Genomic DNA, 14,299 nt, shown 5'->3' with positions numbered 1-14,299 from the left:
TTCAGCCTCCCGTTACCGGCGGCAGCAATCCCACCTCGGCGCCGTCGGGAATGTCTGCGCTCCACGGGCTAATCTGCTTATTAATCACGATACGGAATATTTTGTCTTCAGCCAGCGCATCGTTCCATTCTTCACCGCGAGCGCGCAGCAGCCGGAGCAAATCATTGCCGCTGCCGCCCTGCCATTCGATGGTTTCCTGCTCGGTTTGCAGGCGCTGCTTCAATACGCCGAAATAAAGAATGCTGATCATGTTGGAATGCCTGTCTGAAAAAATGAAATACAGGCGGATTCTACCTGAATTCCGTAAGCTGGGAAGATGCCCTATTCTTTAGTAGAATTGAAGCTAGTTCTTTTAAATGCTACTTTTGGCCTAATTCTTAATTAAGTTTATAAACGGCCCGCTTATGAACAGCCACCTCAGCCTTTCGTCCCGTTTGAAACTGCTGACCGCGTTTGGCGTAACGGCAGCCTTGGTATCCATTGCTTTTACGCTTGTTTTGTCTTGGCGCATGGAAGGGGCGGGGGCAGCCATCAACGATGCAGGCAGCCTACGTATGCGTACTTATCTGATGGCTTTCAAGCTCGCAAAAAGTGCCGATACGCAAACTATTCAGCCTGACATTCAAGAATTTGACCGCATCCTTACCAACCTGCAAAACGGAGACCCGAAACGCCCGCTTTTTTTACCCGAATCAGAAGAGATTCACGAGCAAATGGAAAAAGTGGTGCATCACTGGCAAAAGCTGACCCGCCCCATGCTGCTTGCCGCCGCAACCGGGCAGCAACCTGCCTCGGCTGAAACTTTACAAAACTTCGTTAAAGAAATCAGCCGGCTGGTTCATCTAACCGAACTTGAAAACGCCCGCGACACCGAATGGCTACGGCTTTTTCAGACAGGCCTGATGATTATGGTGTTGATTGGCGCGGCGGTGATGATGGTTTTACTCTACGCTTGGGTTATCCATCCGATTAACCATTTGCGGTTGGGCGTGGAAGCCATTCGAGCCGGACGGTTCGGTAAAAAAGTGGCGCTGGGCAGCGTGGCCGAATTTGCCCAACTTGCCGACGGCTTCAATCAAATGGGTGCTCATCTGCAAAAGCTTTACAACAATCTTGAGCAGGAAGTTCAGTGCAAAACGCACGACCTTGCCCGCAAAAACCATGAGCTGGAAACACTCTATCAAACCACCCGCCAACTCCACCAAACCCATGCGTCCACAGAAGCCGCACAAGATTTCCTCAACCATGTGCTGCCGCAAACATCAGCGTCCGCCGGCAGCGTTCGCCTGCTGGATTTCACACGAAACCGCATGGACTTGGCAGCCAGTAAAGGCCTGCCTGAAAATCTGCAAACTGCCGAACAGTGCGAGCGTTTGGAAGCTTGCTTTTGCGGCCACGCAGCCAGCCGGGCCGGTGAGCAAATAGTGCATTTTTTCCACAAAGAGCCACCGGCTCAAGCCAACCTTTGTGAAAAAGTCGGTTTCAAAGATGTGGCTGTGTTTCATGTGCGCCATAAAGAGCAGGATATCGGCATTTTTACGCTCTACTTCAAAGAAGAAACCACATTAGAACCCGCAGAAACCGATTTATTGAATACTTTATGCGACCAGCTCGGCTTGGCCATAGCCAATATCCGGCTCATAGAAGAAAACCGCCAGCTTGCCGTTTTACAGGAGCGCAATCTGTTGGCCCAAGGCCTGCACGACAGCATTGCACAAACTCTGACTTTTCTAAACCTGCAAGTACAAATGCTTGAAAACGCCATGCAAACCGGCCAGCAGGAGCAGGTTCAGGAAAATATGAATTTCATCAAAGAAGGCGTGCAAGAATGCTATGACGATGTGCGCGAACTTCTGCTAAACTTCCGCACAAAAGTCAGCAGAAAAGACTTTACCGAAGCAGTTGAAACCCTGGCGAAGCGGTTTACCCAGCAAACCCATATTCCGGCTCGGGTTACCTGGCAAGGGCATGGTTTGCCGCTCAGCCCGGAGCAGCAGCTGCAAGTAATCTTCATTTTGCAGGAAAGCTTGTCCAACATCCGCAAACACGCCCGTGCAGACAGCGTTGAAATAACCCTACAAAACAACCAAGATTTCGTTCTGAGCATCCATGATAACGGCATCGGATTCAGCCCGGAAAGGCTGAAAGCTATGGGCAGCAACCATGTCGGTATCGGCATTATGCACGAGCGGGCGCGCAGAATTCATGCGGATCTAAACATAGCGTCCGTACCAGACCAGGGCACCACCATCACATTGACTTTACATGAGAATAAAAGAGAAGCCACATGAGCATCAATATCGTACTGATCGACGACCATACACTTTTCCGCAGCGGCATTAAAGCCCTGCTTTCCCGCCAAGAAGACTTCAATGTTGTCGGCGAAGCTGAAGACGGCTTGGCCGGCGTAAAAATCACGGAGCAGCTACGCCCCGACATCGTATTGCTGGATTTGGATATGCCGGTGATGAACGGGCGGGAAGCATTGGAGCAAATCCTTAATGCCAACCCCGAGCAAACCGTGGTGATGCTTACCGTATCGGAAGACAGCGAGGATCTCACCGAATGCATGCGTTTGGGCGCTCGCGGCTTTCTGTTGAAAAACATCAATGCCGATTTTCTGCTTGATTCCATCCGCAAAGCCGTTGACGGCGACAATGTGTTCTCACCCGAAATGACCGCCCGCCTGGTTCAATCGCTCATTTCACCGACACCGGCGCCTAAAAACAACCAACTCGCCGGCCTGACCCCGCGTGAGCTGGAAATCCTCGGTTATCTGGCTGCCGGCCACAGCAACAAAATCATCGCCCGCCGCCTCGATTTAGCCGAGTCCACCATTAAAGTGCACGTGCAGAATATTTTGCGCAAGCTGGAATTAAGCAGCCGCGTACAAGCTGCGGTGTATGCGGTGCAGCATAAAGTGCCGCAGCCCGACTAAACCGCCGGCTGAAAACGCATTTCATTCAAGGAACCGCCATGAAGAATCTGAAACCGCTTTACCGCGCCGCCTGTTTGGGTATATTGACTGTTACGCTTTCATCTTGCGGCATTTTTTCATCAAGCAAAAAAACCAAAACCCATGCGTCTAAAAGCAGCGTCAAGCCCGTACGCATCAAGCACATCAGCCAGCAAGAAGGCGGACGGGAGCTGATTTTGCAAAGTATGGATTTGGTCGGTACGCCCTACCGTTGGGGCGGCACCACCGACACCGGCTTCGATTGCAGCGGCATGATTCAATATCTGTATAAAAACGCATTGGATGTTAATATCCCGCGCACATCCCGCCAAATGGCAGCGGCCAGCCGCAGTATTAACCCCAAAAAACTGAAATCGGGCGATCTGGTGTTCTTCAACACTTCCGGTCGCGGCATTTCCCATGTCGGCTTATATATCGGTAATAACCAATTTATCCATGCCCCTTCGTCCGGTAGCGTTGTGCGTACAGAAAGTCTGGATAAACCTTATTACGCCAAACGCTTGGTGAAAGCCGGTACTTTCTTTGATTAAACACATAACACTGATGCCTGTCTGAACGTTGTTTTCAGACAGGCATCAGTGTTATGTCGGTTGATACTAAGCAATCTGTATCTGTTTTCAATTTGTATTCTTCCATTACCAGCCCCACAGGAACATCACGTGTTTACCCTCCGCAAACATTATTTCGACGGCATCGACCAACACGGCAATGCCATGATTGCGTATGCTGCGGAACTATCATTCCTGGGCGTCCGCCTACCGTATTCTTCAGTGATGCTTCACAGTTCGGATAACGTTTTGCATGAAGATGCCTGTCTGAAAGCTGCAAAGCTTGGTGAAAATCACCGTATTTTTCAGCAATCAAACTTATCCGTATCGGCTAAATGGCAAGCTCTGGACGCACCCCTTAACGATGTAGATTTACTCAACGCCGCCACTTTTACTGATACAAATAAATATGTCCGCTGGCATTGCCACACACCCAAGGCCCGGTTTTCCTGTTTGCTGAATGGGCAACATTTTCAAGGCCTTGGCTACGCAGAAACACTAATGCTGACTTTAGAGCCGTGGCGTCTGCCTTTAAACGAATTGTATTGGGGGCGTTTCCTTTCTCCTTCCCATACACTGGTATGGCTGGAATGGCGCGGCACAAATCCTTTGAAACTGCTTTATCTGGATGGCAAGTGCTATCAAAATTTCATCTTGGATCAATACAGTTTGTTACTGCCTGAGCATAGCTTGCATTTAAACTTTCACGAACCTGCTGTGATCAAAGACGAACCTTTACTGACACTGGCCCGGCGTTTTCCGGTGCTCAACCGCGTGTTCGGTAAAGATTTCTTGAAAACACGCGAAACCAAGTGGAAAAGCCGCGCCGAACTCGTTATACCCGGTGCACCGGCTGAAACAGGTTGGGCGCTGTATGAAAAAGTATTGTGGCGCTCTTAATTGCCTTTTAATAAATAGAGAAAACCAACGCAATAACGGTTTTATTGAAGAAAATATATGCCTTTAATTTTGCAAAAAATACTCTATGCTGCCGTGTTTTGCCTGCTTCTACCAGCATTACTGTGGCAATGGGCAATATACGCCGATCATGCGGTTACACTACCTTTACCCGTTGCACAATGGCCGGGCGGATTGATCGCGGCGGCCGGAATAGCTTTGATGTTATGGGCGATGATCGGTTTATGGCACACAGGCAAAGGTTTGCCGATGAATGCGTTTCCTCCTGAGGAATATGTATTTTCAGGCGCTTACCGCGTTTGCCGGCATCCGATTTACGCAGGCGCGGTCTTGCTGTGTTTGGGTTGGTCATGGCTGAACGGTTCGTCTGCCGGCATGTGGCTGGTTACACCGCTATTTGCACTGATGATTGTGGCTTACATATACGGCTTTGAGCGTGAAATTATCGAACGGCAATTCGGTGCCAAGCCTTTGTTGCACAAAACATGGCTGGATCTTCCTCCCCCTAATGTGCGCAAACCAGGCCTGTCTGAAAAAACACGGGCCGCCTTGCTGGTGTTTGTGCCATGGCTGTTGGGCTACGAAATATTTGTTTGGCTAGGTTTACCTTCAGATATGTTTTACAGCAACACCGCGGCCGATGCTTATGTGCCGATTTTGCCGTTTACCGTATTGTTTTATCTGTTGGCTTACCCGCTCACCATAGCCGTTCCGTTTGTTATCGACAGCAACCAACGTTTGCGGGCATGGATGAGTGACGCTTTTTGGGGAATGTTACTGATCTTTTATAGCTATCTGGTTGTTCCGGCAGCAATAGATTACCAAACGCTGCCCGATTCGCTTTTCAGCAATATCATTGAATGGGGGCGTCAATACGATTCGCCCATGGCTTCATTTCCGTCTTTCCATATTTTTTGGGCACTCATTGCCGCGCATTACTTCGCCGGCACACCTGTACCATACCGCCGCTATCTTGTAGCAGCAGCATGGCTGGTCATCTTAAGCTGCCTGACCACCCACAACCATACCCTTGCAGATGCCGCTTCTGCTGTTTTGGTGTATTGCCTGATCAGATATAGGAAGTCGGTTTATATGGGCTTATTGCATTTCTGCGAACGGATTGCAAATTCCTGGCGTGAATGGCAATTCGGCAAAGTGCGCCTGATTAATCACGGATTTTATGCGGCTTTGGGCGGATTTTTCGGTTTTTTAATCATGGCTTATCTATTGCCCGGCAACCTGTGGGCCGTTTATCTGATAGGCTTTTCCGGCTTTATCGGTGCCGGATTGTGGGCGCAATGGGTAGAAGGTTCCGCCGCCTTATTGCGCCCCTTTGGTTACTATGGCAGCGTTATCGGCATTTTGACTGCAGTATTTACGGCAGGGCTGTTCGGAGCAGATATCTGGTCACTATTAGCGGCGGCAGCTCTAGCTGCATGCCCTATCCAGTTTTTCGGCAGATGCCGCTGCTTGGTTCAAGGCTGCTGCCATGGCAAACCCACCGACACGGTACAGGGTTTACGGTTCACACACCCCAAATCCCGAGTCAACAAATTGGCCGGTTTATGCGGACAAAACCTTTATCCCACACAGTTTTATTCAATGGCGGCAAACTTTCTCAGTTTCTTTCTTTTGTGGCGATTGTATACACTGGAAATGCCCGCATCATTCGTAACAGGCATATATTTCATTCTCAGCGGCATTTTCCGGTTTGTAGAAGAATCACTTCGCGGCGAACCGCAAACCCCCTACTTTATGGGTATGCGCGCTTACCAATGGCTGGCAATTGCTTCAATTTTGCTTGGAATGGTGATGACTTGTATCCCTTCTATTCCTTTGAAGGCAGGAAATTTAAGTACAAGCTTATGGATTCAGGCTTTTTTATATGCCTTATTGATTTGGTTTGTGTATGGTGTAGATTTTCCCTATAGTAATCGCAGGTTTTCAAGATTAACGTAAGAATATATATCGCAAATAAACTTTATTTCTGTTACGGCGTTGCTGTTCCTCACCGTACCATCTTCACTGCCTGCGGCTTGCCGCTTGGTGTCAAAAATGTGTTGATTGACTATAAACGGTTATGATAAGAATGCCTGTCTGAAAAGCAACTTTCAGACAGGCATTACGTTTCCAAACCTATGCAGCTTCTTGCTCCTTTTCGGTAGGGTGCATCATCAGCTCTTTTTCCTCCCTCAGAATATCCAAAAATCCCAAGCCAATGCGCTTGGCGTAATTGATGTCATTCATTAAAGAGGTTGTCTGCCAACTGTCAATTTTTCCTGCGCGCAATTTTTCCAATATTCCGGTTCGGAAAACAGTATCCAGTATTTCAACATGCTGCGCTAATATTGCAATATTATCGGTACGCTCTGGCGAATCGGCTTCCGATAAAGATGTTCGGTAAAAATATTTCAGCGTATCAAATAAATGCGCACGCAAATCCAAATATTCTTTGTACACAGGAGATTGTGGCTGTTGCAAATAATGCTGCATATTTTTTTGAAGGTGTTTGCAACCTTTAACGATCTCCACCATTTGCATCGCCGCCATATGCGCATTCATCAACAATTTCTGTTTATCATCACGCTCGTCAATATCGGTTTTACTGGTAAATTCCACCAACTCCCCATACAACGGCTTGATCCGGTCTTGGTAAAGCGTTTGAACATCAATTTTCTGCACTTTTTCAGGCAGGCTCAGTTCCGACGATAACGTATCCTCATAAAGCGCTTGTTCAGGAATGAACAGTGCCTGACAGATCACTTCCAAACTCAATGTATTTAGATGTTCGATTTCTTTACATACGGCACGCAAGGCGGTATCACCCGAACGCAGCATATTTTCATTCAGATATAAGGCATGGCGTTTTTTTTCTCTTTTCGGCTCCTGCAAACCTGTTTGTACGGCATCGGGCAAACGGCGCAATAGTTCGTCTGCCAATTGGTTTTGAAAATTCCAAAATACAACCAAACCCAACACATTAAATATCGTATGGAAGAATGCCAACTGAAGCAAATCGCTCATCCCTAACCAAACACCTACTGCTTGAACCGCAGATGTAATCGGAATCCACAACAACAAAGACAAAAGCGCAGTTACAACGTTAAACAGCAAATGTGCCATAGCCAGCCGTTGCCCTCCACGGTCACTGCCCAACATACCAACAAAAGCCGTAGAAACACTGGTTCCTACATTAGAGCCTATCGCGATAGCAAAAGCCTGCGCCAAACTGATTTGCCCGCCGGCCAAAGCCGCAAGCGTAAGAATCAGCGTAGCATGGGTGGATTGCAACACAATGGTCAATAACAAACCGATAAAGCTGAAAATAGCCACTTCGGCAGCGCCTTGAACTTGAACCGAAGCAAAATCAAAAGCACTCCCTACACTCTGAAAGCCACCTTTAATGGCATCAATTCCTAGAAATATAAGCGAGATGCCCACCAAAACTCTGCCGAATCCTTTCATTTTTCCTTTAAAGAATCCGGCTAAAATACCAAACACCAACATAGGCACAGCAGCAGGACTTAAGCTGATACTTTGTCCTGCCAAAGCCAACAGCCAAATACCACTGGTTGCACCCAAGTTGGTTCCTAAAATAACCGCAATACCCCCTACTAAAGAAATCAAGCCTGCACTAAGAAATGCCATGGTTAACAAAGAAACCAATGTGCTTGATTGTAAAACAAATGTTGCTCCCATACCGAAGAGCATACTTCTTAACGGAGTAGCTGTACTTCTGGTCATCAATCGCTCCAGCATGCCTCCCGCCGCATTATGCAAGCCTTCTTCAATGCTCTGCATGCCAAATAAAAATAAAGCCAGCCCATAACAGAGCTGCAGCCAAGCTGAGCTATACCAGAAACTAATAGCCAGAGCCACGGCTACTGCTACAATTGTCATTGTTTTTAAAGGATTCTTTTCCAAAACTAATTTCTTCCAGCTTTACATGAAAAACAATAAAATTTTACTAAATATAATCGCATTTCTAATTAATTGATATAAGATCATAAATTACAAATAATCGTACTACAAAAAAGTAAGACCATAGTAATTAATGAGGAACTCTACTAAAAGTCTTACCATCAACTTTTCAGTCTCAAATAATAAAGGGCCATCTGAAAATTCAAACGGCCCCAATCAAATAAACTATCCTACCTTGGTTATACAAACAGTGACTAATTCATCAAGCTCAATATGCTCATTAAAATTTTTCGTGATTTCACCACCCGAAGCAGTTCTCATGACTTGAATTTTTGTTCCTTTCGCAGAATTTATTTCAATAACTAAATCATGTAAGTCTGTGTCTTCAAAAATACCAAGAATACGTTTTATATCTGCAGGAATGGTAATCCACTTATTTTGAGACTGAACCTTAGTTACAAATTTAACTCCTAGAACGTTCACCATAACAAGCTTTTTCCTACGTCTCACATTTAGTTTTCTGTTGATTTAGCACGCAAACGCAAGCTCAATTCGCGCAGTTGTTTCTCATCAACCGCATTCGGCGCATTGGTCAACAAGCATTGGGCGCGCTGGGTTTTCGGGAAAGCAATCACATCGCGGATGGATTCGGCACCGGTCATCAAAGTGACCAAACGGTCTAAGCCGAACGCCAAACCGCCGTGCGGAGGCGCACCGAATTTCAGGTTATCGAGCAGGAAGCCGAATTTGTTTTGCTGCTCTTCGGGGGTGATTTTCAGGGCGGCAAACACTTTTTCCTGAATGTCGGCACGGTGGATACGGATAGAGCCGCCGCCTATTTCCCAACCGTTCAGCACCATATCGTAGGCACGCGCCAAGCAGTTTTCGGGATCGCTTTCCATCAAATCTTCATGACCTTGTTTGGGTGAAGTAAACGGATGGTGCATGGCGGCATAGCGGTCGTTTTCTTCGTCGTATTCGAACATCGGGAAATCCACTACCCACAACGGTTTCCACTCGTCTACGAAATAGCCGTTTTCCGCGCCGTGTTCGTGGCCGATTTTGATACGCAATGCGCCGATGGCTTCGTTCACAATCTTGGCTTTGTCGGCACCGAAGAAAATGATGTCGCCGTTTTGCGCTTCGGTTTTGGCGATGATTTCTTTCAGGCAGTTTTCAGACAGGAATTTCACAATCGGAGATTGCAGGCCGCTGTCTTCGCCGTTGGTAATATTGTTTACGTCGTTGACTTTGATGTAAGCCAAGCCTTTCGCGCCGTAGATGCCGACAAATTTGGTGTATTCGTCGATATCTTTGCGGCTCAGTTTCGCACCGTTCGGCACACGCAAAGCCACCACGCGGCCGCCTTTCATGTCGGCTGCAGCGCGAAATACTTTGAATTCTTCGGTTTTCATCAAGTCGGTCAGCTCGGTGAATGTGAGCGACACACGCATATCGGGTTTGTCCGAACCGTAGTAGAACATGGCTTCAGAGAAAGGCATGCGCGGGAAATCGCCCAACTCTACACCCAATGCCTCTTTGAATACCTGTTTGGCCATACCTTCGGTAATGTCCATGATTTCATCTTCGTTCAAGAACGAAGTTTCAATATCGATTTGGGTAAATTCAGGCTGGCGGTCGGCACGCAAGTCTTCATCGCGGAAGCATTTGGTGATTTGGTAATAACGGTCGAAACCGGCCACCATCAGCAGTTGCTTAAACAATTGTGGAGATTGCGGCAAGGCGAAAAACTCGCCCTGATGCACGCGGCTGGGCACGAGGTAGTCGCGCGCGCCTTCGGGAGTGGAACGGGTCAGCATCGGCGTTTCGATGTCGATAAAGCCTTGGCTGTCCAAATAACGGCGCACGCCCATGGCCACTTGGTAGCGCAGGCGCAAATTGCGCTGCATTTGCGGACGGCGCAGGTCGATAACGCGGTTGGTCAAGCGCACGTTTTCGCTGATGTTTTCGTCGTCGATTTGGAACGGAGGCGTAGCGGCGGTGTTTAAAATCTCGATTTCTTTCGCCAAAATTTCAATTTTGCCGGAAATCATTTTATCGTTGGCCGTACCTTCGGGGCGGTTGCGTACTTTACCGGTAATGCTTAACACGTATTCGTTACGGGCTGAATCGGCGGTTTTGAATGCTTCGGGGGTATCAGGGTCGATAACCACCTGCACAATGCCTTCGCGGTCACGTAAATCGATAAAAATCACACCGCCGTGGTCGCGTCGGCGGTGTACCCAGCCTTTTACAGTAACGATCTGATCTAGATATTGCTCGCTGATTAAGCCACAATAATTGGTACGCATAAAATCACCTTGTTATTTGTTTTAATTTAAATTTATCGCTCACACCCTCTGAATAATGTTTCAGACAGGCATAAATTACTCGAATCCTGTTTTTAAATATTACAGTTGCTCTGCATTTGGTCTGCCGTAGATATATGCTTGGTATTCTTCAGAATTTTGGAATTCACGGAAAACCACATGATAAGCAAATATTTTTTCTTATTCGTTTAATACATAAAGTTTGTTGTCTGGCCAATTATGAAGCTGACACATCCAAGTTCGGTAATACTGCTTACCGCCAATCCCCACAGCCTGTAAAGGCGGCATTGGCCCAACTCATATTTTTTAACCCAACGGTTTATCGGCTCTTTTGGCGTATCCCGCCACACCTGTTTCAGCCATCATTGTCTAAATTCCAATTATTTCATTCAATTAAAGAGATAAACCGGCTCATCTTTTGCATTTACCACATCATGTTCAAATGCCGAATAAGCGAGTGTAGTGATACCCAACAAAACAAAAACCAACAATAAAATTTGTTTCATCAATTACCAGTTTATTTATCTGCTTGTTTTTCTATCTGTTTCACTTCTGGTAAAATTTTTACCGGCGATTCATCAGGCATTACCATCCCTAAAGAAATCACATACTTCAGCGCTTCATCTACACTCATGTTTAACTCGCGCACATCGCTTTTTCTAACCATGATGTAATAACCGCCGGTGGGGTTAGGTGTGGTAGGCACATACACAGAAATATATTCCCCACCGTTTTCAGACAGGCCTCTTTCAACTGAAGGAGGAATGCTTCCTGATACAAAAGCGATTGTCCAAATATCTGGCTGTGGAAACGGCACCAATACCGGCGTTTTGAAAGATCGTCCATTATCTGAAAATAATGATTCAGACACTTTTTTCACACTGGAATAAATGGACTTCACAACCGGAATACGACCCAGCAGGCTATCCCATGCCTCTAGAATTTTTCTGCCTAATACGTTAGCGCCAAACACCCCGGTTATAAAAAGTACCACAATGGCAACGATGACACCCAACCCGGGAATTTTAAAGCCGATATATTGTTCCGGACGCCAATATGAAGGTAAAAGATTAAGCAAACGATCGGAAGCGCCGACAATATAAGTGATTACCCAAACGGTAACCACTATCGGCAGCCATACCAAAATACCGGTAATCAGATATTTTTTCAGCGCCTTGCCAATGCTCCCGCTTTCCGGTTTTTTCTCTGCCATTACTTGATTTTTCCATAATAAATAGAACGGCCCAAACGCTTATTATACGCATCCGGGCTCAAAGAAACGAGTGGATTCAACAATCAAAAACCATCCCAGTCATTAAACATCACACCAATACCGATACCGCTTTGTTTATGATTGTAATCAATCAAACTTTCACCGTAGCCATGGAAACCTCTCACATAGGCCTTCAATTTACCTTTTACCGGGAATGCATAACCTGTTTCTATCGCACCTTTACCGGTTTTCGGGTTATACCGCAGCGTGGTTCCCAAAGTTTGCTGGTCATTAAAGCGGTATTGTAACTTCAGATCACCATAACCCATGTAATCCATAATATCCGGATTATCATCTTTTTCGCCGCTCATATCGAAAGCACGCATCCATACACGCGGAACGACGGTAAGTTTACCCCACTCCATTCCGGCCATGCCATAAACACGATTCCACGAACGTGACTCAGGCCGGCTTTGGCCGTTTGATTGGTGCACGATACCGGCTCCCAATACACGCAATTTCCCGCCAAATGGCAAATTGGCTTTCACTGGCTGGGTAATCAACAATTCAGGCATGTAATCGCTGTTACGGAAAGGTGCAGATTTCCGCCCTTGATTCCAAACCTGCCAATCTGATTTTTGAGTATAACCAAACCACATATCTGCGCGCGTTTTAAACAGATCTTCCATGATTTTAGTTTTAAAAGAAATTTGCAGTTTGGTTTCTAGGCGCTTTTGATCGGAAAACTTTTCCGCAGCCGTCTCACCCCTCGTGGAACTGTGTGGTTTAGCGTTTGGCGCGCTGTTATACCAAACAGGCAGGATGTACATAGGATTATGTTCCCGCAGCGACAAAATACCGTTTTGGTTATTTTCATCCAAATCATATAGCTGGCTGAGCGGGGTGTAGGCATCTGCTGATTCAATCAGGTCTGATAAAGGTTCTCCGGCCTTCCCTGCACCGTCGAATACCACAACCGTTTCTTGATTATCAATACTGCTTTCAATTGACTTAACCAAATCTACTGATTTAGGTTGCGGTTTAGGCGCTTTCGGTAAGCTCTGTGGCGGAAATTGTGCAGCATATACTTTATCGAAACAAGCCAAACGCAAGGCATTGTCTTTTAAAAGCGTACATTGCAGTGCCGGATCCGAGGCTTGCACCGACAAGGGCAACATACCGATACAAATCAGCGCACTATATTTCAACCGATTCATAATACAATCTTCAATATATTAGCCTACCCGTTTTATGCTCAACAGATACAACCGGACTAAGAATAACAATGCCCCCAAATATAAACCGACGGGCTATCTGGGGGCATGCTTAATGCGTCGAACCAGCTGAAGGTCTACTGAAATTAAGCCATTGCTTTAATTTTGGCAGACAAACGGCTTTTATGACGAGCAGCTTTGTTTTTGTGGAACACGCCCTTATCGGCGATGCGGTCAAGAATTTTAACGCTTTCTTGGAAAACTGCTTGGGCAGCAGCTTTATCACCTGCTTCAACCGCCTTCAATACTTTTTTAACCGCAGTGCGGAAAGCAGTACGCAGGCTGGCATTGTGTGCACGGTTTTTAACAGCTTGGCGAGCACGTTTGCGGGCTTGTGCGCTATTTGCCATATTTGATGTCTCCTGAAATAAATCTGAATTTTCGTAAACTCGTAATTTTAATTACTTAACTTGGCAAAAGCAAGTTTTTTCACAATAAACCTGCAAAGAGTCTCTCATAACGGTATTAGCGCAACGCAACAGATTATTTCCGTGCCTGTCTGAAAAAATCTTTATGGAGTAAAATTTCGCCACTCCTCAAATTAAGGGCTTTTGACAATGAACGTTTCGCTTTGTCCCTGCCAATCAGGCTTGTTTTACGCAGACTGTTGCGCCCCTCTGCATCAAGGTAAACATTCTGCAACTGATGCCGAAACATTGATGCGTTCGCGTTATGCAGCTTATGTTTTACAACAAATCGATTATATTGTATCGACCACAGTGCCTGCGCAACAAGCATTATTAAACCGTGCAGACATTAATGCGTGGAGCCGGAGCGCTGAATGGCTAGGGTTAACCGTTCTACAACACCGTCCTAAAGCGGGAAAACACCACGCTCAAGTAGAATTTGAAGCACGCTTCAGCGAGCAAGGTGAAACCCATATTCATCGTGAGCTATCAGCTTTTGTGAGCATTGATGGAACTTGGTATTTTATCGATCCTACCGTGCCGCTGCCAAGCATGAAAACACCCTGTTTTTGTGGATCGGGAAAAAAATTCAAGCAATGTTGCGGGCAGTTTCTACGCGGATAAACAATGCCTGTCTGAAAGCATTTTACTTCCGCTCAGACTCTGCTTTCAGACAGGCCTAAAAAAACCTCCGCTATATAAAGCGGAGGT

General features: G+C 46.5%; 13 protein-coding genes. 6 read left to right on the top strand and 7 right to left on the bottom strand.

Annotation, left to right across the window (positions count from 1 at the left end; all coding sequences use genetic code 11):
- Position 1 precedes the first annotated feature (1 nt).
- Entirely contained in the window at positions 2-250 is a 249-nt protein-coding gene (locus tag AKG09_RS05270) for a MoaD/ThiS family protein (RefSeq protein WP_054618426.1), read from the bottom strand.
- Between the two features lie 154 nt (positions 251-404).
- On the opposite strand from AKG09_RS05270, the gene AKG09_RS05265 reads away from it, so the two are divergent.
- From AKG09_RS05265 to AKG09_RS05245, 5 genes are all read left to right on the top strand, one after another.
- The gene (locus AKG09_RS05265; RefSeq protein ID WP_054618425.1) at positions 405-2,291 is read left to right on the top strand and encodes a type IV pili methyl-accepting chemotaxis transducer N-terminal domain-containing protein; all 1,887 of its coding nucleotides are present in this window, start codon (positions 405-407) and stop codon (positions 2,289-2,291) included.
- Complete coding sequence (locus tag AKG09_RS05260; protein WP_009116584.1) at positions 2,288-2,938, top strand: response regulator transcription factor; 651 nt, start codon at positions 2,288-2,290, stop codon at positions 2,936-2,938. The genes AKG09_RS05265 and AKG09_RS05260 overlap by 4 nt, the downstream gene beginning before the upstream one ends.
- Before the next feature lie 47 nt (positions 2,939-2,985).
- Positions 2,986-3,507, top strand: a complete 522-nt coding sequence (locus tag AKG09_RS05255; RefSeq protein WP_369814084.1) for a C40 family peptidase — start codon at positions 2,986-2,988, stop codon at positions 3,505-3,507.
- 129 nt (positions 3,508-3,636) lie between these two features.
- Entirely contained in the window at positions 3,637-4,425 is a 789-nt protein-coding gene (locus AKG09_RS05250; protein ID WP_054618423.1) for a hypothetical protein, read from the top strand.
- A 57-nt stretch (positions 4,426-4,482) separates the two neighbouring features.
- A complete protein-coding gene (locus AKG09_RS05245) occupies positions 4,483-6,402 on the top strand; it encodes a prolipoprotein diacylglyceryl transferase family protein (RefSeq protein ID WP_054618422.1) in 1,920 nt (639 codons plus the stop codon).
- Between the two features lie 177 nt (positions 6,403-6,579).
- Here the strand turns inward: AKG09_RS05245 and AKG09_RS05240 are convergent, their stop codons facing one another.
- The 6 genes from AKG09_RS05240 to rpsT form a co-directional block, all read right to left on the bottom strand.
- A complete protein-coding gene (locus tag AKG09_RS05240) occupies positions 6,580-8,343 on the bottom strand; it encodes a Na/Pi cotransporter family protein (protein WP_054618421.1) in 1,764 nt (587 codons plus the stop codon).
- A gap of 246 nt (positions 8,344-8,589) precedes the next feature.
- Entirely contained in the window at positions 8,590-8,850 is a 261-nt protein-coding gene (locus AKG09_RS05235; RefSeq protein ID WP_054618420.1) for a hypothetical protein, read from the bottom strand.
- Positions 8,851-8,876: 26 nt separating this feature from the next.
- Positions 8,877-10,676 (bottom strand): aspartate--tRNA ligase, encoded by a 1,800-nt coding sequence (gene aspS, locus AKG09_RS05230; protein WP_054618419.1) that lies wholly within the window; start codon positions 10,674-10,676, stop codon positions 8,877-8,879.
- Between the two features lie 535 nt (positions 10,677-11,211).
- A complete protein-coding gene (locus tag AKG09_RS05225; RefSeq protein ID WP_054618418.1) occupies positions 11,212-11,907 on the bottom strand; it encodes a DUF502 domain-containing protein in 696 nt (231 codons plus the stop codon).
- A gap of 83 nt (positions 11,908-11,990) precedes the next feature.
- Complete coding sequence (locus AKG09_RS05220; protein WP_054618417.1) at positions 11,991-13,124, bottom strand: phospholipase A; 1,134 nt, start codon at positions 13,122-13,124, stop codon at positions 11,991-11,993.
- 143 nt (positions 13,125-13,267) lie between these two features.
- The gene (gene rpsT, locus AKG09_RS05215) at positions 13,268-13,531 is read right to left on the bottom strand and encodes a 30S ribosomal protein S20 (RefSeq protein ID WP_054618416.1); all 264 of its coding nucleotides are present in this window, start codon (positions 13,529-13,531) and stop codon (positions 13,268-13,270) included.
- Between the two features lie 207 nt (positions 13,532-13,738).
- Between rpsT and AKG09_RS05210 the strand changes: the two genes are divergently transcribed.
- On the top strand, positions 13,739-14,212 hold the full coding sequence (locus tag AKG09_RS05210) for a YchJ family protein (RefSeq protein ID WP_082391814.1): 474 nt from the start codon (positions 13,739-13,741) through the stop codon (positions 14,210-14,212).
- The last annotated feature ends 87 nt before the right edge of the window (positions 14,213-14,299 follow it).

The organism is Neisseria sp. 83E34, assembly GCF_001308015.1.
In the GTDB taxonomy this organism is placed as follows: Bacteria; Pseudomonadota; Gammaproteobacteria; order Burkholderiales; family Neisseriaceae; genus Neisseria.
This window is presented reverse-complemented; position numbering and strand designations above follow the sequence as displayed.

Coding starts and splice junctions, on each gene's coding strand:
- AKG09_RS05270 (WP_054618426.1), bottom strand. CDS start 250: ATGATCAGCATTCTTTATTTCGGCGTATTGAAGCAGCGCCTGCAAACC.
- AKG09_RS05265 (WP_054618425.1), top strand. CDS start 405: ATGAACAGCCACCTCAGCCTTTCGTCCCGTTTGAAACTGCTGACCGCG.
- AKG09_RS05260 (WP_009116584.1), top strand. CDS start 2,288: ATGAGCATCAATATCGTACTGATCGACGACCATACACTTTTCCGCAGC.
- AKG09_RS05245 (WP_054618422.1), top strand. CDS start 4,483: ATGCCTTTAATTTTGCAAAAAATACTCTATGCTGCCGTGTTTTGCCTG.
- AKG09_RS05240 (WP_054618421.1), bottom strand. CDS start 8,343: ATGACAATTGTAGCAGTAGCCGTGGCTCTGGCTATTAGTTTCTGGTAT.
- AKG09_RS05235 (WP_054618420.1), bottom strand. CDS start 8,850: ATGGTGAACGTTCTAGGAGTTAAATTTGTAACTAAGGTTCAGTCTCAA.
- aspS (WP_054618419.1), bottom strand. CDS start 10,676: ATGCGTACCAATTATTGTGGCTTAATCAGCGAGCAATATCTAGATCAG.
- AKG09_RS05225 (WP_054618418.1), bottom strand. CDS start 11,907: ATGGCAGAGAAAAAACCGGAAAGCGGGAGCATTGGCAAGGCGCTGAAA.
- AKG09_RS05220 (WP_054618417.1), bottom strand. CDS start 13,124: ATGAATCGGTTGAAATATAGTGCGCTGATTTGTATCGGTATGTTGCCC.
- rpsT (WP_054618416.1), bottom strand. CDS start 13,531: ATGGCAAATAGCGCACAAGCCCGCAAACGTGCTCGCCAAGCTGTTAAA.
- AKG09_RS05210 (WP_082391814.1), top strand. CDS start 13,739: ATGAACGTTTCGCTTTGTCCCTGCCAATCAGGCTTGTTTTACGCAGAC.